Below are 18290 nucleotides of genomic sequence, written 5' to 3' on the forward strand. Positions count from 1 at the left end.
ACATCAGCGGCTGCCTCGCGCCACGCCGGGCCAGCCGGCGAGCTGCGCCTAGTCGGGTAGGGGAACTCTCTTCACGGCTTAGCCCATAGTATAGTCGACTCCGAGAAAATTTCGCCTTTTGTCGAGAAGGCACTCCTTAAATATAAACCATTCATGGAGGCACAAAAAAGCCCGCTCATCTAATATAATGAGCGGGCTTGTGAGGCTAATTGTGGGCTAATCCGCCGGCTGAAATCAGCTGAAGCGGCCGCCAGGTTTACCTAACTGCCGAATCGACGTCGAGGGGAGCGGGGGCGGGTACGCGGGTAGCCAGGGCATTTTTGCTGGCGTAGAATTTTCGCTCCCGCATGTCGTACACGTTGCCCTTGGCCAGCACGTGCATGGTTACGTTTTCAATCGACAGCACCGTCCCTTTCTTGGCCGCGGCGGCATTGTTGTGCTGGATGTTGTGCCCATCCAGGATGATAACCAGGTTGGAGCCAATGGTTTCGACCCAGTTGCCCTCGGTGATGAGCACGCCCGTGTCTTCGCCCAGGCCAATGCCGATGAGCTTGGGGTACAGCGCCACCGCTTCAATCAGCCGGCCAAACCGGCCGCGCTTCACAAAGTGCGAATCGACAATGGCGGCTGGCAGCAGGCCCAGGCCGGCCCCCATTTTCACGGCTCCCTTCAGCAGGGCGTCCGGCACGGAGCCACCCCGGATCATGTGCTGCGACATAGCCATGGCCCCGGCGCTGGTGCCGGCAATCACGAAGTTCGGCTCGGCGTAGTAGCGCTGAATCAGCCGATCGAGGAAGTCGGTTTCGCCAAACATTTCGCGCAGCCGCGACTGGTTACCCCCCGAAAACATGACCACGTCGGCGGCCAGCAGGCGCTCCAGGTACTCGGGCTGGCGGGCGTCCTCGGGCGTTCGAATGTCCATGATGCCCACGTTCAGGCAATTCAGCATGGCGAACGAACCCGTATAGATAGGCCCGACCTCTTCCGGAATCATGGAGGCGGTGGTAACAACCTCAATGCGCGGATCGGCCTTGCCCGACTCCAGCACAATGCGTTTCAGAATGCCTAACTCAAAAAAGTTGAGGTAGTACTTGCGGCGGGTGCGAGGGTTGGGGTAGGTGCCCTTGTCCTCGTTGCCGCCCACGGCGATGAGCTTACCGAGCGGGATGATGGTTTTCAATGGATGATTAAGCTAACTGGGAGATGCAAGACAGGTGGAACCGGGGCAGGGCGGAAGCGGGAAGTAGAACGAACCGAGGACAAAGTTCGGGTCCGATAGGTTTATGAGGCTAGTAGCGCATCGAGCGTGCCGGTGGTCACCGAATGATAGTTCGGCCGCGCCGCGGTGTAAATGGCGCGCGCGCGGGCTTGGCCTTCGGGCGTGGCCAGCAAAGACCGGTACAGCGGCACCAGGAATTTACGTCGCCCCACGTGGCGCAAAAAATGTTCCAGCGCTGGGTCCGCGGCCTGGTAGCCCGCTCGCACCGTGTGCGGAAACCAGGCGGCCAAAATTTCGGCGTTGCCCGAATCCGTAAAGTGGAATGCGGCATCTACTGCTTGCAGCTCCGTCGCCGATAGGGTAGGCGGGAGGCCGTGCAGGAAGTGCACCCATTCGTGGCTGCTCCACTCGGCGGTGGCCGGCCGGAGGTCCGCCGGCGCGGTGCCGGCCTGCAGTCGGGCCAAGGCTTGGTCAACGGCTGCGAAGCGCCGGGCGCTGACCCGTGGAGCGTTCGGCGGTAAGCCGGGGCCATCGATCCAGGAGGTGAGTTGCAGGCGGGCTTCCCGTCCGGGCGCTTCATCCAGCAGGGTGGTGCGGAGATAGTCCAGGAACGTTGCCGTGTCCATGGCCTGAAAGCTGAAGTGGGCGAAGTACTCCTTAATGAAGGTGTCGAGGCGCGGCCGGCCCACCAGGTCCTCCAGGGTGAGTAGGAGCGAGCATCCTTTTTCGTAGGCAATTTCCGTGAGGCCCTCATCGGGGTCGCGGCCGGCTAGCCGCAGCCGCAGGTGGGTGTCGGGGCTGGCGGCTCCAAGCTCCGCGATGGTGGCTTGCAGGGCATCCCGCCCTAAAACCTGCAGCATGTCGGCATACTCGCGGCCATACAAATGTTCCATGATGCGCCGCTCGAAATACACGGTAAATCCTTCGTTGAGCCAGAAATCGTTCCACGTTCCATTTGTAACTAGGTTGCCCGACCACGAGTGGGCCAGCTCATGAGCCACCAAGCTGGTCAGGCTGCGGTCACCAGCCAGGATAGTAGGTGTTACAAATGTTAATCGAGGGTTTTCCATACCGCCAAAGGGAAAGCTGGGGGGCAGCACCAGCAAATCATACCGCTCCCAGCGGTAGGGGCCGTACAGTTGCTCGGCGGCGCCCACCATGTTTTCCAGGTCGGCGAACTCGTGGGTGGCCGTGGGTAGGGTGGCTGGCTCGGCGTAAATGCCGGTGCGGTCGCTGAGCGGAGCGAAGGCCAGGTCGCCCACTGCCAGGGCCATGAGGTAGGCCGGGATGGGTTGGGCCATGCGGAAGTGGTACTCGCCGCTGGCGTTTCGCTCCCGCGGGTTCTCGGCGCTCATCAGCGCCAGCAATTGGGCCGGCACGCGCACCCTGGCCTCGTAGGTGAAGCGAATGCCGGGCGAGTCCTGGCAGGGCAGCCAGGTGCGGGCCAGAATGGCTTGCGACTGCGTGAATAAGAACGGCTGCGAGCCCGTGGTCTGGGCGGGCACCAGCCATTGCAGGGCGGCGGCCGTGGGCGCGGTACGGTAGTGAATGCACAGGGCCTTGGTCTCGGCCGTCAGGGGCACGCGCAGGGCCTGGCCCAACAGAGCATCGGGTGCATCCAGCGAATAGGTGGTGTGAGTGACCGTGCCATCCTTGTCCAATTTCTCCACCAGCTCAATAGTCAGGTCGCGGGTATCGAACACGGCTTCGCTGGCCGCCTCCGGATTGGCCAGGTGCCAGGTGGCACTCCCGGCCAGGGTACGGTGTGCTAAGTCAACGGTGAGGTCGAGGGCCAGGTGCCGCACCCGGACCGGGCTGGTACCGGCGTAGCTATGTGGGTCGGCGGGCAAGGCGATTGCCGAGGGAATAGGGGAGGACATGGGCGAACGAATCAGAAAGGTGAAAGAGCGGAGAGGGCAGAAGGTTAGGCAAGGCGAAAAAACACCGACGACGGGAGACGGGAGTCCGTCCGTGCTCGACGCGCCCATATCCACGATGGTGAGGGAGCGAATGAGGCAGGAGTAGGCCGTAACTTCCTAACTACTTGTGATCAATGCCCCCATGCTGGCCGTTATTTTTCTTGAAAATAAGTGCCTGGGCTCAACAATTGGTGCCCGAATATGGGTGGGCCCGAGCCAGAAAGGTACAAAGCAGACCTGACGGCTGCCCTTGCCGGCACCGGTTCTGCCTGGTAGTGGCGTACTTTGCAGCCGGACCGCCTGCGGGTGGCCCGGTGCAACCCCACTTCACGCTTGGCAGTACAACGCCCGGCTGTCGGTGTTTGCCCGCGGCCGTTTAATTGGATGGAGGTCTTCTTTCGTAATCAATGTCCTTTTTATTTCGATTTGCTTCATTGCTAGGGGTGTGGCTGGCTGGCATGCTCAGCTGCGTCACGCTGGCGTCCTGTGGGGCCGATCAGGGGCGTAACGGGGCTGATTCAACCGCCACGGCGGTCGACCAGCCGCCGCGGGTCGACAGCACCTACCTCATCAACACCTTCCGGGCCGAGCCGGCTTTTAAGCCGCAACTGCTGCCAGCGCGCCGGTTTTACCGCGAGCGGCAGTTCCGGTTGGGGTGGTTTAAAAACCATCAGCCGGTGCCCCAGGCCCAAACCTTACAGAACATTGTTCTTAAAGCCCGGGATGAAGGGCTTGATCCTAAAGACTACCAGGTTAAGGATTTTAAGACTTTGTTCGCCGAGCTGGAAAAGGCGCGGGACGACTCCACGCGCCGCAACGCCCTGGAGCGGAAGATTGATGTTGCCCTGACCGGTACTTACCTGAAGTGGGCCTCCGATTATTACCGGGGGGTAGCTAACCCGCGTGACTCCAAAAACACGGCGTGGCAGGTGAAGCCCAACAAGATTAAGCTGCACAAGGCCCTGCTGACCTTCCTGGGGGAGCGCAAAAGCCGCTATAACTACTATGAGTTCGCCCCCCTGCACCCCGAGTACGACCAACTGCGGAAGGCGCTGGCTGCCTACCGTGCCCAGGAGCAGGCGGGGGGCTGGCCGCTGTTGCCCACAAACTTAAAATTACGGCCCGGGCAAACCTCCGCGGCCGTGCCGGCTTTGCGCCAGCGGCTGCTGGGCGGCGCGGGCAGTCCGGGCAGCCCGCCGCCCAGCGCGCCGGCGGCCACCCCCGTCTCGTTGCGCGGCGGCCCCGGGCAGGGAGCCGCCCCGCCCGCCGTGGGGGAGGTGTACGACCCCGAATTAGTAAGCGCGGTGAAAGCCTTCCAGCGCGACGCCGGCTTGCGGCCCGATGGCGTGGTGAGCGGCGAAACCCTGCGCCAACTGAACGTGCCCATCGGTGCGCGCATCGACCAGATCATTCTGAACATGGAGCGCTGGCGCTGGCTCCCTAAGCGTTTCGAGCTGAACTACCTGTTGGTAAACATTCCGGAGTATACGCTGCACGTAGTCGAGAACGGGAAAGAGGCGTTCAACATGCCCGTGATTGTGGGCAAGGCCCTGCACGAGACGCCGGTTTTCAGCGACGAAATGGAGTACGTGGTGCTGGCGCCTTATTGGAACGTGCCCTTCAGCATCATCGAAAATGAGCTGAAGGACCGGCTAATTGCCAACCCTCACTACCTTGACCGCCTGGATATGGAGGTCGTCAAAGGTTACGGTAAAAAGGCGGTAGTCGTGGACCCGGCCTCCATTGATTGGGCCGGAATAACCCCGGAAAATTTCAAGTACACCGTGCGGCGCCGGCCGGGCCCCAACAACGATTTGGGCGACATAAAATTCATCTTCCCCAACTCGAACGACATTTACCTACACGATACGCCGCACCGCCAGCTCTTCTCCCAGAGCCAGCGCAGCTTCAGCCACGGCTGTGTGCGGGTGCAAAACCCGCTGAAGCTGGCTACCTACTTGCTACGCGATAAGCCCGAGTGGGACCAGCAAACCATCCTGGATACCATCGCCACCCGACGGGAAAAATACATCCCGCTCAAGCCCAAGTTACCGGTGTATCTGGTCTATTTTACGGCCTGGGCCGATGCTGATGGCCACCCCCATTTCCGGGATGATATATATGGCCACGACAAAAATCTGGCCCAGGAGCTCTTCGATTAAGCCCGCTAAGTCCTCAGTAGCGCTTATAATGTTTACGGCCTCCCGGGGCTGGTGAGACCGGATAAAGAAACTAAAGCGCCCACGCCCGGCTGCCCACAAGCGGCCGGGCGTGGGCGCTTTTTGTGTGCTTGCCTAAGTGTTACGATACAAATGTAATTACAAATGTATCAAGAGGAACCTTTTGGAGGATAACATTTCTATTAACAATTGTTCTTCGTTGATGTAGGGTTTGATAGCTTATGAACAATTATAAATTCTGCTTCTTTGCCCACTACGTGCCTGATTCAAGTATTCCTGGTACATTTGTTACCTAATTCAAGACAATGGTTGAGCGTATTCGGATGCTGCTGGAAACCCGGCAACTTACTCCTACCCAGTTTGCTGATGCTATTGGTGTAGCCCGCCCTATCGTAAGCCATATCCTGTCGGGCCGAAACAAGCCCAGCCTGGATGTAGTACAGCGCATCTTGGCGGCAATGCCAGACCTATCAATGCCCTGGCTGCTTAATGGTACGGGCCCCATGCAGGCTCAAGCTGCGGCAGCCACCAGCCCCGCACCGGCCGAAAAGCCCCAACCAACGGAAATACCGCAAAAGGCGCCACCCGCGTCGGAGCAGGAAGAAATAGCTCTTCCTACTATAAGTACTCCGGCGGCAAGTATTCCGGCGGCTCCTCCCGCACCTGTCTCGCGTGGACGAAAAGATGCACCGGTTTTGCCTAAGGTGGTATCAACAAATGCCTTAGCGGCCCGGCCTGGCCCTAAACGTTTCGCGCCCTCAACTCCGAAACCAGAAAATAAGCCGGGGCCGGGGGCAGAAGCACCCATTCTCTTATCGCAACCCCCCGTTGCTGCCCCACCGGTGAGCTCTGACATACCGTCTCCACCCCGGAATCAGGCCGACAACGCGCCCGGGACCGCTGCTCCGGCGGTTGTGGCCCCTACTGACTCAACCGCCGCGGCTCTGTTCGCGGGGGCTGAGAAGCCCATTCGGCGAATTGTGATTTTCTATAAGGATGGGTCCTTTGCGGACTATCACCCCGAGTAGCTTATCGGATCCGCATTGGGTTGGATAGAATACGGGCGGGCTCTACTGTAGGGGCCAGGCTAGCTATATAAAGGTGTTGTGGCCCGGCACGGGTAACAAACGGTACGGGCTCACTGTGGTGGCCCAGGCTAGCCCTATAGTTCGGTTGTCTTGTGTATTCGGAGCGACATTTCTACCATCCAACTAGGGCTTGGGTAACCTATGCGCAAAGACATATTAGTTATTATGAAGCTATTTGCATAGCTTGTATCGAGTAAGCCAATTGTCCAATCCCCACACCGCTCCAAAGGGGGCCGTAGTACGATGGAATCCTTCAGTCCCTCCGGCTCTGCCTTCCAATGCCACCCTGTAAAGCACAATTTGTCAGGTCGGATTTGGCCTCATTTTTCAGGTCATATTTTAGCTCAGACCACCCTGCTCACCGTCAAACAAGCCTTATATTTAGCTTTAACGGATGCTAAAGTATGTGGCTATTCTGAGCCAGAAGCCGAAAATAGAATTTAGTTGTTTATAAAGTGATGTTATTCAACATGATTGCCTTAACTAATCAAAGTGATAGATTGACTAGGTTTCGGATAATTAAACCGGTAATTTGTATAAGATTTTAGGGGGTTGGCCCTGGTTCTAGGGGGACTACTTACTCCCTTGCTGGCTAGAAAAACGGTGCTCTGATGCTAATGGCTTTGACAAAGCAGCAGCCCGCAGAAGTTCTAAGAGCCGAAAATAACTAAGCCGGTAATGCTAACCCATTGAGCGGTGATATCGCGGCGAATGCGTCCGCCAGGTCAATATTGATTTGGACTGGACCGGGGAGTCTAATAGGGCGAATAGAGGAGCGACAGACACCCTCCGGCGAATAAATCGGCGGGTGACGCAACCTGGTAAATGGTCCATAAGATTGTTGTCAATTGTAAATGAATCCCAACACCGTTCCCGGGTAATTCTGGTTCCGACATCTAGCGGTCTTTTCTATAGGTCGAGCAGCCTGCCCCGGGCGGCCCCCAACTGGGAGTTGGCAGAGGAGCTAGGTTGTTCATTTGGGTGCGACGGGTTACCTTCGCAGCATGAAACTGACCCGCACGAATCTTTGGTTGGCCGCTGCCGCGGCATTGTCCCTGACGGCCTCTTGCTCCCAGGCCCCCGATGCTGAGAAAGACCCCGCTGCTGATGCTGCTTATAAGCGCGCGCATCGCAGTGAAGGGTACCGCGAGGCACAACGCTCGAACGTCACCCGCCAATAGCGGACCTAACCCCAGACCGGCGGGCCGGGGGCCACTGCTTCCCGCCCAGCCTACGTAATGGAATACAAAAAGCCCCGGCCAAAATTTGGCCGGGGCTTTTTGTGGGTAAAGAGTCAAGGGTCGCCAGTTGCTTCGCAGCCGCGGCCGATGTTGGGGGCCGCCGGGGCGTCCTAGGCGTCGACGGCAGCTGCGGCAAGAACCGGCGTCGGTACAGGCGGGGCCGCGAAGCTGGGGAGGCTGATGTCGGCGAGCAGGTCCTGCTCCAGCAGATCGGCCCAGGTGCGGAGGTAGAGCACGACGTCGTCGCGCTGGTTATGACGGAGAGCATTGCGGCGCTCAAAGGGAATGGCCGCCCGGATGGTGGGGTCGGAGAGGCGTTCGAGGTGGGTGAGGTCGGCGCGGGAGAAACCCAGGGCCAGCATCTCGTCGATGGTTTGGTCGATGGGCAGGCCGCTGGTGGGGCAGTAGTCGATGAGCTGCCGTTCCCAGTCGCCGTAGCGCTGCATGGCGCGGGTGTGGATTTCGCCTTTGGTGAGGCGCGTGACGGTTTGGGCGAGGTGGCCGCAGTTGCAGCTGCCCATGTGGCCCCATTGGTAGGGCGCTTGGGTGGCGAGGCGCTGCGCCGTGTCGCGCAGGGCTTGGATGACAGGAAGCGTGGGCTGAGCCATAGGAATTGAGCAGTAGTCGATATGTAGTATGCAGTAGCCAAGCTAAATTACCGCTTTGCCTACGCCGGGGGCCGGTCTGTGTAAGAAAGAGCAAGTAATCAGCCTAAAAAGCAGCAGGCCCCGGAAAAAGTTTTCCGGAGCCTGCTGCTTTTTAGGGGTTTCGGCTGCTGAAAGCCCGCTCGTCCGTCAGGGGGCGCTGGCGAAGCATCCCTGGCATCTCCGCAATGGAGGGAACGTGCTGCTGGGATGCCTCGGCGCGGCCCGGTACGGGGGCAGTACCGTTTTAGAACGAGCCCCGGCGTGAGCCGCCCGTCTCGCCTCGGGAGGGGCGACGGCGGCCGTCGCCCCCGCTGTTGCCGCCGACTTGTACGCGGGCCCCGCCGCTGCCGAAGCGGCGGCTGGTATCCGGCTGGCCGTTGCCGGCCGGCGTGGTCGAGCGGCTGCTGGTGCCACTGCCGCCGGAGCGTCCTTGACCGCCGCCCGAGTGCCCGCTGCCTTTACTACCGCCAGGACGGCCACCCTCGCGGCCGGGGCCGGAGCGTGGTGGGCGACCAGCCGGCCCTTTGGGCCGGATGATGCGCTCGTTGCCGTGCAGCAACACCGGCCGGATGCGCGGCGAAATAAAGGGGTGCTCGTCGTTCTGGTCGATCTGGCGGTTGATGAGCTTCTGAATGTCTTGCAGGTAGGCGCGCTCCTCGTCTTCGACGAACGAAAAGGCGGTGCCAAAGGCGCCGGCCCGGCCGGTGCGGCCAATGCGGTGCACGTAGGTTTCGGGCTCGTTGGGGATTTCGTAGTTGATGACGTGGGTCAGCTCGTCCACATCGATGCCGCGGGCGGCGATGTCGGTGGCCACTAGCACGCGGGTGGTGCCGGCCTTGAAGTTGGAAAGGGCGCGCTGGCGGTGGTTCTGCGACTTGTTGCCGTGGATGGCTTCGGCCGGAATCTGGTTGGCGGCCAAGGTCTTCACCACTTTATCGGCCCCGTGCTTGGTGCGGGTGAAAACCAGGACTCGTTTGATGGCCCGGTCCTGTAAGAGGTGGCGGAGCAGCGCCGGCTTGTCGTTGTTTTCGACCAGAAATACCGATTGCGTCACCGTATCAGCCGTGCTGCTGACGGGCGTTACGGCCACGCGCACGGGGTTGGGCCGCAGGATGGTGCTGGCGAGCTCCTGAATCTGGCCGGGCATGGTGGCCGAGAAAAACAGGGTCTGGCGCTTGGTGGGCAGCTTGGGCAGGATGCGCTTGATGTCGTTGATGAAGCCCATGTCGAGCATGCGGTCGGCCTCATCGAGCACGAACACTTCGATTTGGCGCAAGTCCACGAAACCCTGGTTCATGAGGTCGAGCAGGCGGCCGGGGGTGGCAATGAGCACCTCCACGCCGCGCTTGAGAGCGGCGACCTGCGGGTTCTGGCCCACGCCGCCGAAAATAACCGTGTGGCGGATTTGGCTCAGGTGGCGGCCGTAGGCGCCGAAGCTTTCGTTGATTTGAATGGCCAGTTCGCGGGTGGGCGTGAGCACAAGGCAGCGAATGGCGCGTGGGGCGTGGCGCTCCAACTGGGCCGTGCGGTGCAGCACTTGCAGGATGGGCACGGTGAAAGCAGCGGTCTTGCCGGTGCCGGTCTGGGCCACGCCGAGCAGGTCTTTGCCCTCAATCACGTGGGGAATAGCCTGCTCCTGGATGGGGGTGGGGGTGGTATAGCCTTCCTCTTTGAGGGCTTTGAGGATGGGCTCAATCAGGTTTAAATCGTCAAACGTCATAAATGGGAATGGGTACGCAGTGCGTAAGTATGGTATTGGCGGACAGCTGCCTGCCGGTGTAAGTTGGGGGGCCTACGGGGTGGCATAGGCTGGCATGGCCACGCTGCACGGGGCCGGGCGTGGGCGGGGTTGACGGCTCGTCGGAGGCCATCAGATTCCCTTGCTGAAGAGAAGTTGGAGTGAGGTGCGCTTACTTCGCGGAGGCAGCCGAGGCGCGGGGCTTTGCCCGACGCGGCCGGGCAGCGGGCTGCTCCGACGGCGGCCCTAGTTTTTACAAAGGTACAACATATGTGAGCGCTCAAAGGTGCACTTTGATTAATCCCTTACTACCAAGGCTACGGCGACCCGGGCGCCGTTACGGTTAAGGGCCCCGATCCAGCCTACCTTTCCCCTCTGTGCCGCCGCTCGAAGTTTCCTCAAGGAGCGGTGCGAGCTAGCCGGAACCGGCAGCCACGCAGGGCTTGGCGTCTTGCGGTTGGTACTGTTCATGGGTAATTGGTCAACGATGAAAGGCAAAGTGCTGCGTCAATGCCCCGTTGTGCTGAGCCAGAAAGTAACGTAACTATCTATGTCATTACCACCGGAAATACCCCTGCTGACCGGTCGCCCGACCACCATTCTGTTCGATTTAGACGATACGCTGTTTGACCATACTGCTACGGCGCGGTTGGCGCTGCAAAGCACGGCCACACCGTTGCCATTTTTTCGAAAAGTGGATTTCGAGCCTTTCTACCAGCGGTACAGTGAGCTGCTGGAAGAGTATCACGCCCAGATTTTAGCGGGGCGCTGTTCGTATGAGGAAGCCCGCCGCGGGCGGTTTCAGCGGCTGCTGGCGCAGTACTGGGCCGCGGCTACGGAGGCCGAAATCGAAGAATTTATTCGCGTGAACCAGGCAAATTACCCCTTGCTGCGTCGGCCAGTGGCGGGAGCCCGGGCGCTGCTACAGGCCCTGAAGCCGCACTACCGCATCGGGGTGGTGACCAATAACCGCACGGAGGAGCAAGTGGAGAAGCTGCAGTTTCTGGAAATGACAGCTCTGGTGGATGCGCTCATTACGTCGGAAGAAGTGGGGGTGCCCAAGCCCGACCCGCGCATTTTTCACGTGGCCCTGGAGCGTTTGGGGGCGCGGCCCGAAGAAACCGTGCTAGTGGGCGACAACTGGACCGCCGACGTGCTGGGGGCCCGGGCAGTGGGCATCCGGCCGCTGTGGCTCAACCGGTTTGGGGCGGCGCGCCCGCTGGCACAGGTGCAGGAAATTGCTGGTTTCGAACCGTTGGCCGACGTGCTGCGGAAGATACAGATCCCTACTGCTTGATCATAAGGCTCGATAATCATCCTGGCTTTCGGCGTTAGGACGAGGTGCCTTTCTACCGCAAATAGCGAGTGGCGCGCAGCGCTGCAAACGGAATGACTTGCTCCAATCGCGGAACGGCATCACGTTGCATCAATACCAAATAGGCCTGACCAAGGGCGAAAGCGCCGGTGGATGCAGGAGTTAGGGCAATAACTATTTTCTTAATCGAATGTCGTCAATCAACAAGTAGTCAAAGAGGATGGCATCGGCAACGTAAACACCACTATCGTCGCTGATGACACAGAAGTCGTGGTCGCGAAAGAATGTGCTACTGAAAAACTGGTGCAAGTTCACGTTGTATAGGAAAACGTGACCATAAGCGACCCGGCAGGAACCCTTGATCTTCTTCAGCTTGGCTAACTGGTTGTACGTAGACGCCATGACGTAAGAATACATCATACAATGCCCTATCTTGCTATCCAGGATGCTGTTGGGGTTTTTCATCGCGTTTTTGCGCATGGCAAAGTCGAGCTCTAAAGCTGTATTACGCAAAGCAAAGCGGCGCAGGTCTTGCTCGTTGGCCGCATAGGCGTCGTCAAAACGATTGCTCATTTCACGCAGGTGCGCCTTGTCCAACTGCTCATTATACGGGCGGTAGCCGCTCACTTCATACGACAGCCCGTTCACGGTGACGAAGTATCCGATGACTATCAGAATCAGCGCGACAGCGGCCCAGCCTAAAAATTTCTTCAGTCTATTAAACACCTGATTCGAAAAACGAAAAGAACGGATATTAAAGTGGAGGGATTAGAGCCTTAGGGCTCTTCCCTCGCAATAGTCGAATCCTGCGCGGTAGAAATCTGACATTCGGATAGAGTCTGCTGGTGTTGCCTCGACCGTCGGCGCGGGTGCTTCATCTGATGTTTACTTCCGCAATAGCTTCTTGCGGCGAAGCTTCTCCACACGCCCTGCCGCCCTTGCGTTGGCTCGTCAACAACCTTCCTGTATACAGCCAGATTAGCGGACCAGCCTTACCGACGGCTTTCGGAGCAAACCCATGTATTCCTGCACTCCGGCAAAGCTAGCAGCAAGGGCCTGATTATACCGCCCATACGGGCCAATTTATGGTGGTGGTCTAACGCCAGGGTGGAATTCGTACTGGGCTGATGTGCAAGTCAACTCACCCGCGTCAACTGCGGCAGTGAGCAAATTCGCCGCAACGGGCCCCACGGCCGCCCCGCTCACTACCAATGCAAAGCCCCCCGGCGAGCTTAACTTCTCAACAATATATTTGTCGGCTCGGTAAACTAAGGAGCGAAAGCCAAAAGGCTGATAGTCGCCCTCGGTTTTTTCTTCCCGCGAATAGCGCTCTTTTTCCTTCTTCTCCGTCATGCAGATTATTGACCGCCGCCGCGTTTTCGACGGCCATTATAAAGTTAACCAGCTTATCGTGCAGGATGGGGACGCCCAGCTCAAGCGCGAGCAGTTTGCGCCCGGCAAGGCAGTGGCTGCGCTGGTGTACGACACCATCCGGCAGGTGTACGTGCTCACCCGGCAGTTCCGCATCGGTCCGGAAGCGGAAATTCTGGAAATAGCCGCCGGCATGATTGATGGCGACGAAGCCCCCGAAACGGCGGTGCGCCGCGAGATTCACGAGGAGCTGGGCTACGAAATCGATAAGCTGGAGGAAATCGTGCAGATCTGGCCCTCGCCGGGTACCAGCGCCGAGGTCATCACCGTTTTCTACGCCGAGGTGAGCCGCAAAACCGGCGCTGGCGGCGGGCTGGCCGAGGAGAACGAGAAGATTGAAATGCTGGACTTCAGCCGGGAAGCCCTGTTGGCTGAGCCCTTACGCGATGCCAAAACGTTGATTGCCGTGCAGTGGGCGCGGCTGCGAGAGTAAGGATTTTGTGCGGGTTAAGCAGTTGCGCAAAGGGTGTTCGCAGTGCTGAGCACCAAGTCAGGAGGGTACTCAAAATCAGCGCTGGCTGGTTCCTGGGAAGCTATTTGATGGATGGAAAGGCCGCCACGGGGTCATTGTCTCCGCGTGCAGCAGTAGGGCTTCGGCCAGCGGGCTCACCGGCAAGTCCACCACCCGAACACTATAACGCAGCTCATCGCCCGTATTCACTTCCCGGCTGCCGATGCTGATGACCCGGCGCAGGCGCTGAGCATTGCGCCAGTCGCGCAGGGCCACCGCATTGCCGAAGGCAAAAGCGGTAGCCGGGATGCCATAGCCCAAGATCAGTGGGCCGCTGTCGACGTCGCCGGCAGAGGTGGCAAAGTTGCCGGGCCACTCTTTATATAGCTGTACCAGGCCCAGGTTAGTGCTGAACTGGCGCTGATACAGGTGGTATTGCTCGGCGGCGTACGCGGGATCGAAGTGGTAGAGGAAATAGATGCTCCAGCCAAGCATGGAGCCGCGGGGCGCTTCACTATCGTGCTGCCCGGTGCGGGGCCGGGAGACCAGCAGCCCCGAGCTCCGGTTGGTGAGGTGCTGGCGGGCGTACCTTACCCACTGGGCGCAGTACTGGCCATAGGGGCTGCCGGTGAGCTGGCTGTGCAGGCTCAGCGACGCCAGCGCCACGGTGTTGTCGGGTACCCAGATCTGGCCGGGGTAAGACGCCAGGCAATGGGAGGGAGCACGCCGGAAGCGCCCGTGCAAAATGCGGGACAGGGTGTCGTGCAGGCCGGCGTAACGGGAAGCGGGATGCAGCAGGCGGTGGCAGCCCAGCATCAGGTTGAGGTGGCCCAGGTAAAGCACGGAGCCCGCGGTATCGAGGCGGAACGGGTGAGAATCGGCGGTGCGGGAAAAAGCACTTATCTCCTCCGTCAGCACTCTCTGAATGGCCAGCCCAGTGTAGTGCGCGGCTTCGGCCCGGAAAGTGGAGTCCCGCTCGGCCATATTGGTGAGGGCGTACACGGAGAACGACAGCGAGAATAGTGCCCATTCCGGATTTAGCTCGCCCAGCTTCGTGAGGTCGGCGGATGCGCTTGGGGGCGTGCGAATGATTCGCTCGAGGTAATTGGCTTTCCAGCGTAGCTCGGGGGGAGTAGGGTAGTGGTAGGCCGGGAAGCTCAGCATGGCCCAAATGGCCCCCGACACCATGAGCAAGCCAAAAGTTACTTTGCGTTTCATGGTTGCTTTAAGCGTTGCGGGTGCCCGATTATTGTGGAAATCGGGCGGTGGCTTGCCGCTTGCCCCCTTAGCTCAGGTCTTTAGGAGGCCGAACTACGCGGGGTGTTCGGGTGTTAAAATGTAAAAAGTTCTCTACATTTGTCTACGTGTAAAAAATAAGGGGCCGGGCACTCGGCCCAACCCCTTACCACTACTTGAGGTAGTGACCGAGCAGCAACAGGATTACATCCTTGGCTACTCCGCTCACAAACCCCAGCAAAATTGGTTTCCACCAATCTTGCAGCAGTTGTTTCGCACGTTCCCGTTTCATCTTGGACAGAAGGTAGGGTGCACATTTCACCCACTTCTTGAAGCCCCGGTTGTTCCACCAGCCGGGGCTTCGCCTTTTTACAGGCGACGCTTTGGCGGGAGACGACCGTGCGATATACCAAAGATACTAGCTTGCGTCGACAAAATTGCTAATATAATTAGCTTAACATGCGTGATTCTTTAGCTAGGCCCTTTTGGGTGGCACAAATACAAAATAATCACGAAAAGCTTAAATAGCCGATGATTTAGCCGGGTCAATCGGCAGAGGGCTTTTATTAATGGGCTCGTACTAATGGCGAATTGGCTTAAAGGCCCGACCCGTTACCTAACCCGAGCGTTGGGCGGCTATTGGGCGGCGGGCAGCGTCAGGGTGTAATCGAACGTTTGGTAGAGCTTCGCGTCGCGGATGCTTACGTTGAGCTCCTGGGGTTCCATTTTAGGAAACGGAATGGCGCGCTGGGCCTGGTAGAGGTCGCGGCCGAAGAAGCGGCCACTACCAGGCGCCAGCGTTTGGGCGAAAACCTCCTTGCCGTCTTTGCTGGTGGCCGTGACGGTGAGATTGCCTAGCTCGGCGTTTTTCTGGCCCTGGCGGTGGATGGTGACGAGCAACACGCCGCCGGGCGGAATGGCCGCCAGGCGCCGCTGGTAGGTGGTATCGGCCCAGCTGTGCAGTTTGCGCAGGGCTTCGATTTCGGTGAGCAGTTCGGTGTAGGGGCGATAGCCAAGGCGAGTAAAGGAGCCGTCGACGTCCTGCTCTTCGTCGGTGTTTTTGGTTACGTTCTGTACGTAGGGCGACAGGGCATCTCTTTGCGCGAAGGTGTAGCGCTTGCGGCCTTTGGCGGCTTTGCCGGTGGGTTGGGCCACGGCGGTGCTGGCGGCAAACAGGCTCAAGAGGGTCAAAGCCAGCCAATGGCGAAGCACACGAGACGAGGTTGACATAGGAGAGTGCAAATAGAACTAAAGAAATGAAAATAGTTGCTGACTTTCAGCTACTTGAATCAACAAATAAACGGCTTGCCGGGCGAAAACCATTGCCGTGGAGGCCGTGAGGCTTGATTTATGCGTAACGCGGCCGTAACCACGGCTTCACAGCGCCGGAGGAACTTTGAGGGCAGGATTTTACCCCCTTTACTACTGCTCGCCATGTACTTTCCAGCTTTGTTTTCGGGGCTGCGCCGTCTAGGGCGCTGGCTGGTGTATGAGTTGTTCCAGCTAGCGCTATGGGCCGCGTTTGGCCTGCATACCCTGGCCAGCCTGCGCTCGGCCTTTGGTGGCGGGGGCGAGCGGGTGGCTGGGGAGCGGCCGGGGCCGGCCGTCCGACCGCGCCGGGCGGCTGGGCCCGGCCGCGGGGAACGTTTCAACCCGCCCGCCGCCGCATGAGCATCCCCACTTTTCCATTGCCCGAATCAGCAAACGCCTTGCCTGCCGGAATTGCCCAGCCCGCCGCTCGCCGCAAGCGCCGGGTGGCGGTAGCCGTGATCAGCGACGTGCACTTGGGTACCTACGGCTGCCACGCCAAGGAACTGCTGCGCTACCTCAAAAGCATCCGCCCGCAGGTGCTGGTGCTCAACGGCGACATTGTCGACATTTGGCAGTTTAGCAAAAACTACTGGCCTCCGGCTCACATGCGGGTGGTGCGCTACCTGGTGGGCTTAGCGGCTAAGGGCACCAAAATTCATTACCTCACCGGCAACCACGACGAGCTGCTGCGCAAGTTTGCCGGCCTCCGGCTGGGCCAGTTTCGGCTCGACAACAAGCTGGTGCTTGACCTGCCCCACGGCCGCACCTGGCTGTTTCACGGCGACGTGTTTGACGTGACCATGCGGCACTCGCGCTGGCTGGCCAAGCTGGGCGGGCACGGCTACGACTTGCTGATCCTAATAAACCGGCTGGTAAACCATGGGTTGGAGAAGCTGGGCCGGCCTCGGGTAGCCTTGTCGAAGCGAGTTAAGGAGCGGGTGAAATCGGCCGTGGCAGCCGTGAACAACTTCGAAGAAACGGCCACGGCCATCGCGGCCGACAGAGGCTACCGCTACGTGGCCTGCGGACACATTCATCAACCCGAAATCAAAGCAGTACCCACCGCGAAAGGGGAGGTCACCTACCTTAACTCCGGCGATTGGGTGGAAAACCTGACGGCCCTGGAGTACACGGCCGAAGCCGGCTGGCAGCTTTATTACTATAACGACGACCCCCACATGCAGCAACCCATTGAAGACCAGGCACTCGATATGGCCGAAGAGTTAGCCGATGCCAACCCGGCCGCGCTGTTGGAAGGCCTGCTGGTGGAGTTTAATATTAAGTAACCAACCCGGCCCCGGCGCCGCCCTGGCCGACCACTGGGAAACTGTTCAGGTATTATTCAACGCGGCGCAGCAAAGATTGCGTCCTAGGGCTCATCCGCCCGCGACTTATGTCTCGTATTCTTTACGCCATTCAAGGCACTGGCAATGGACACCTTAGCCGGGCCCTCGACCTGGTTCCGCTGCTGCAAGCGCGCTGCTCCCAGCTCGACGTGCTGGTGAGTGGCCCGCCGGCCGACTTGCCGTTGCCTTTTGAGGTGCGCTACCACGCCCAGGGCATGGGGTTTCTGTTCGGTAAAAAAGGCGGCATCAACTTCGTAAAAACGTTTTGGCAGTTCAACTCGGCCAAGTTTCTGCACGAAATCCGGCACTTACCGGTGGAAAGCTACGATTTAGTAATCAGTGACTTCGAGCCGGTGAGCAGTTGGGCCTGCAAGCTGCGCCAGGTACCGTGCGTGGCCCTGAGCCACCAAAGCGCCGTGCTGCACCCCGCCGCCCCGCGGCCCGACCGGGAGGACCCGGCGGGCCGGGCGGTGCTCAAACATTACGCCCCCAGCACGGCGCAGTACGGCTTTCACTTTCGGGCTTACGCACCCGGAATTTTTACGCCCGTTATCCGTCAGCAGGTGCGCGAGCTGAACCCCGTGAACGAGGGGCATTACACGGTGTATCTGCCGGCGTACGAAGAAAAAATTCTGGTGGAGCGGTTGCAGTACCTGAGCCGCGTGGTGCGCTGGGAAGTATTCAGCAAGCACAGCGTGGCGCCCGCCGAGTACGGCAACGTGCGGGTGTGGCCGGTGAGCGGCTCGGCCTTTCTCAGGAGCCTGGCCGGCTCGGCCGGGGTGCTGTGCGGGGCTGGGTTCGAAAGCCCCGCCGAGGCCTTGTTTCTGGGTAAAAAGCTGCTGGTGATGCCCATGAAGCAGCAGTACGAGCAGCAGTGCAACGCTGCGGCCCTGGCCAAAATGGGCGTGCCGGTCATCAAGAATTTCAAAGACAAAAACCTGGACCGGGTAGACCAGTGGCTGCGCCAGCAGGAAACCGTGCCCGTGGACTACCCCGACCAGACGGCCGCCATCATCGACCAGCTGCTGCGCGAACAACTGCCGGGCGAGCGCGTTGGGAAAGGGGAACTATAAACGAAAGCCTTGCCATAAGAACAACGTTGAGTTAGCCTGGAGACTTCCACCGCGCCGCTGGTGCCGGATTCCGGTTCGTATCTCCTGGTTCCCCA

General features: G+C 59.6%; 15 protein-coding genes and 1 pseudogene. 8 read left to right on the forward strand and 8 right to left on the reverse strand.

What is annotated here, in order from left to right; genetic code table 11:
* Nucleotides 1-256 precede the first annotated feature (256 nt).
* Together IC235_RS02455 and IC235_RS02460 are read right to left on the reverse strand one after the other, a co-directional pair.
* Nucleotides 257-1180 (reverse strand): cyanophycinase, encoded by a 924-nt coding sequence (locus IC235_RS02455; protein WP_191003576.1) that lies wholly within the window; start codon nucleotides 1178-1180, stop codon nucleotides 257-259.
* A gap of 101 nt (nucleotides 1181-1281) precedes the next feature.
* A complete protein-coding gene (locus tag IC235_RS02460) occupies nucleotides 1282-3099 on the reverse strand; it encodes a M1 family metallopeptidase (protein WP_191003577.1) in 1818 nt (605 codons plus the stop codon).
* A 446-nt stretch (nucleotides 3100-3545) separates the two neighbouring features.
* Here IC235_RS02460 and IC235_RS02465 point away from each other — a divergent pair, with 446 nt between their 5' ends.
* The 3 genes and pseudogenes from IC235_RS02465 (at nucleotide 3546) to IC235_RS22360 (ending at nucleotide 6346) form a co-directional block, all read left to right on the forward strand.
* On the forward strand, nucleotides 3546-5300 hold the full coding sequence (locus tag IC235_RS02465; RefSeq protein ID WP_191003578.1) for a L,D-transpeptidase family protein: 1755 nt from the start codon (nucleotides 3546-3548) through the stop codon (nucleotides 5298-5300).
* 341 nt (nucleotides 5301-5641) lie between these two features.
* A pseudogene (locus IC235_RS22725) lies at nucleotides 5642-5791 on the forward strand (helix-turn-helix domain-containing protein); the annotation flags it as partial.
* A 369-nt stretch (nucleotides 5792-6160) separates the two neighbouring features.
* Entirely contained in the window at nucleotides 6161-6346 is a 186-nt protein-coding gene (locus IC235_RS22360; protein ID WP_240540691.1) for a hypothetical protein, read from the forward strand.
* 1411 nt (nucleotides 6347-7757) lie between these two features.
* Here the strand turns inward: IC235_RS22360 and IC235_RS02475 are convergent.
* Nucleotides 7758-8255, reverse strand: coding sequence for a hypothetical protein (locus tag IC235_RS02475; protein WP_191003580.1), 498 nt, complete (start codon nucleotides 8253-8255; stop codon nucleotides 7758-7760).
* A 283-nt stretch (nucleotides 8256-8538) separates the two neighbouring features.
* Nucleotides 8539-10014 carry a DEAD/DEAH box helicase gene (locus IC235_RS02480; RefSeq protein WP_191003581.1) on the reverse strand — a complete coding sequence of 492 codons (1476 nt, stop codon included), beginning with the start codon at nucleotides 10012-10014 and terminating at the stop codon, nucleotides 8539-8541.
* A gap of 568 nt (nucleotides 10015-10582) precedes the next feature.
* On the opposite strand from IC235_RS02480, the gene IC235_RS02485 reads away from it, so the two are divergent.
* Nucleotides 10583-11329 carry an HAD family hydrolase gene (locus IC235_RS02485; RefSeq protein WP_191003582.1) on the forward strand — a complete coding sequence of 249 codons (747 nt, stop codon included), beginning with the start codon at nucleotides 10583-10585 and terminating at the stop codon, nucleotides 11327-11329.
* A 192-nt stretch (nucleotides 11330-11521) separates the two neighbouring features.
* On the opposite strand, the gene IC235_RS02490 is transcribed toward IC235_RS02485, so the two are convergent.
* Nucleotides 11522-12073, reverse strand: coding sequence for a hypothetical protein (locus IC235_RS02490; RefSeq protein ID WP_191003583.1), 552 nt, complete (start codon nucleotides 12071-12073; stop codon nucleotides 11522-11524).
* A gap of 357 nt (nucleotides 12074-12430) precedes the next feature.
* The gene (locus IC235_RS02495) at nucleotides 12431-12700 is read right to left on the reverse strand and encodes a hypothetical protein (protein WP_191003584.1); all 270 of its coding nucleotides are present in this window, start codon (nucleotides 12698-12700) and stop codon (nucleotides 12431-12433) included.
* Here IC235_RS02495 and IC235_RS02500 point away from each other — a divergent pair.
* A complete protein-coding gene (locus IC235_RS02500) occupies nucleotides 12699-13211 on the forward strand; it encodes an NUDIX domain-containing protein (protein ID WP_191003585.1) in 513 nt (170 codons plus the stop codon). The genes IC235_RS02495 and IC235_RS02500 overlap by 2 nt on opposite strands.
* A 75-nt stretch (nucleotides 13212-13286) precedes the next feature.
* On the opposite strand, the gene IC235_RS02505 is transcribed toward IC235_RS02500, so the two are convergent.
* Entirely contained in the window at nucleotides 13287-14447 is a 1161-nt protein-coding gene (locus IC235_RS02505; RefSeq protein ID WP_191003586.1) for a hypothetical protein, read from the reverse strand.
* Between the two features lie 654 nt (nucleotides 14448-15101).
* The gene (locus IC235_RS02510; RefSeq protein ID WP_191003587.1) at nucleotides 15102-15695 is read right to left on the reverse strand and encodes a hypothetical protein; all 594 of its coding nucleotides are present in this window, start codon (nucleotides 15693-15695) and stop codon (nucleotides 15102-15104) included.
* Between the two features lie 204 nt (nucleotides 15696-15899).
* Between IC235_RS02510 and IC235_RS02515 the strand changes: the two genes are divergently transcribed.
* The 3 genes from IC235_RS02515 to IC235_RS02525 all read left to right on the forward strand — a co-directional run bounded on the left by IC235_RS02515 (nucleotide 15900) and on the right by IC235_RS02525 (nucleotide 18195).
* Nucleotides 15900-16136: a hypothetical protein gene (locus IC235_RS02515; protein ID WP_191003588.1), complete on the forward strand. Its 237-nt coding sequence runs from the start codon at nucleotides 15900-15902 to the stop codon at nucleotides 16134-16136.
* A complete protein-coding gene (locus IC235_RS02520) occupies nucleotides 16133-17062 on the forward strand; it encodes a UDP-2,3-diacylglucosamine diphosphatase (RefSeq protein ID WP_191003589.1) in 930 nt (309 codons plus the stop codon). The genes IC235_RS02515 and IC235_RS02520 overlap by 4 nt, the downstream gene beginning before the upstream one ends.
* Before the next feature lie 107 nt (nucleotides 17063-17169).
* Nucleotides 17170-18195: a glycosyltransferase family protein gene (locus IC235_RS02525; RefSeq protein ID WP_191003590.1), complete on the forward strand. Its 1026-nt coding sequence runs from the start codon at nucleotides 17170-17172 to the stop codon at nucleotides 18193-18195.
* The last annotated feature ends 95 nt before the right edge of the window (nucleotides 18196-18290 follow it).

It is taken from the genome of Hymenobacter montanus (assembly GCF_014699115.1).
Taxonomy (GTDB): Bacteria; Bacteroidota; Bacteroidia; order Cytophagales; family Hymenobacteraceae; genus Hymenobacter; species Hymenobacter montanus.

Excerpts from the sequence above, each read along its gene's own strand:
- IC235_RS02460 (WP_191003577.1), bottom strand. The coding sequence starts at position 3,099 with ATGTCCTCCCCTATTCCCTCGGCAATCGCCTTGCCCGCCGACCCACAT.
- IC235_RS02465 (WP_191003578.1), top strand. The coding sequence starts at position 3,546 with ATGTCCTTTTTATTTCGATTTGCTTCATTGCTAGGGGTGTGGCTGGCT.
- IC235_RS02475 (WP_191003580.1), bottom strand. The coding sequence starts at position 8,255 with ATGGCTCAGCCCACGCTTCCTGTCATCCAAGCCCTGCGCGACACGGCG.
- IC235_RS02480 (WP_191003581.1), bottom strand. The coding sequence starts at position 10,014 with ATGACGTTTGACGATTTAAACCTGATTGAGCCCATCCTCAAAGCCCTC.
- IC235_RS02485 (WP_191003582.1), top strand. The coding sequence starts at position 10,583 with ATGTCATTACCACCGGAAATACCCCTGCTGACCGGTCGCCCGACCACC.
- IC235_RS02500 (WP_191003585.1), top strand. The coding sequence starts at position 12,699 with ATGCAGATTATTGACCGCCGCCGCGTTTTCGACGGCCATTATAAAGTT.
- IC235_RS02495 (WP_191003584.1), bottom strand. The coding sequence starts at position 12,700 with ATGACGGAGAAGAAGGAAAAAGAGCGCTATTCGCGGGAAGAAAAAACC.
- IC235_RS02505 (WP_191003586.1), bottom strand. The coding sequence starts at position 14,447 with ATGAAACGCAAAGTAACTTTTGGCTTGCTCATGGTGTCGGGGGCCATT.
- IC235_RS02510 (WP_191003587.1), bottom strand. The coding sequence starts at position 15,695 with ATGTCAACCTCGTCTCGTGTGCTTCGCCATTGGCTGGCTTTGACCCTC.
- IC235_RS02515 (WP_191003588.1), top strand. The coding sequence starts at position 15,900 with ATGTACTTTCCAGCTTTGTTTTCGGGGCTGCGCCGTCTAGGGCGCTGG.
- IC235_RS02520 (WP_191003589.1), top strand. The coding sequence starts at position 16,133 with ATGAGCATCCCCACTTTTCCATTGCCCGAATCAGCAAACGCCTTGCCT.
- IC235_RS02525 (WP_191003590.1), top strand. The coding sequence starts at position 17,170 with ATGTCTCGTATTCTTTACGCCATTCAAGGCACTGGCAATGGACACCTT.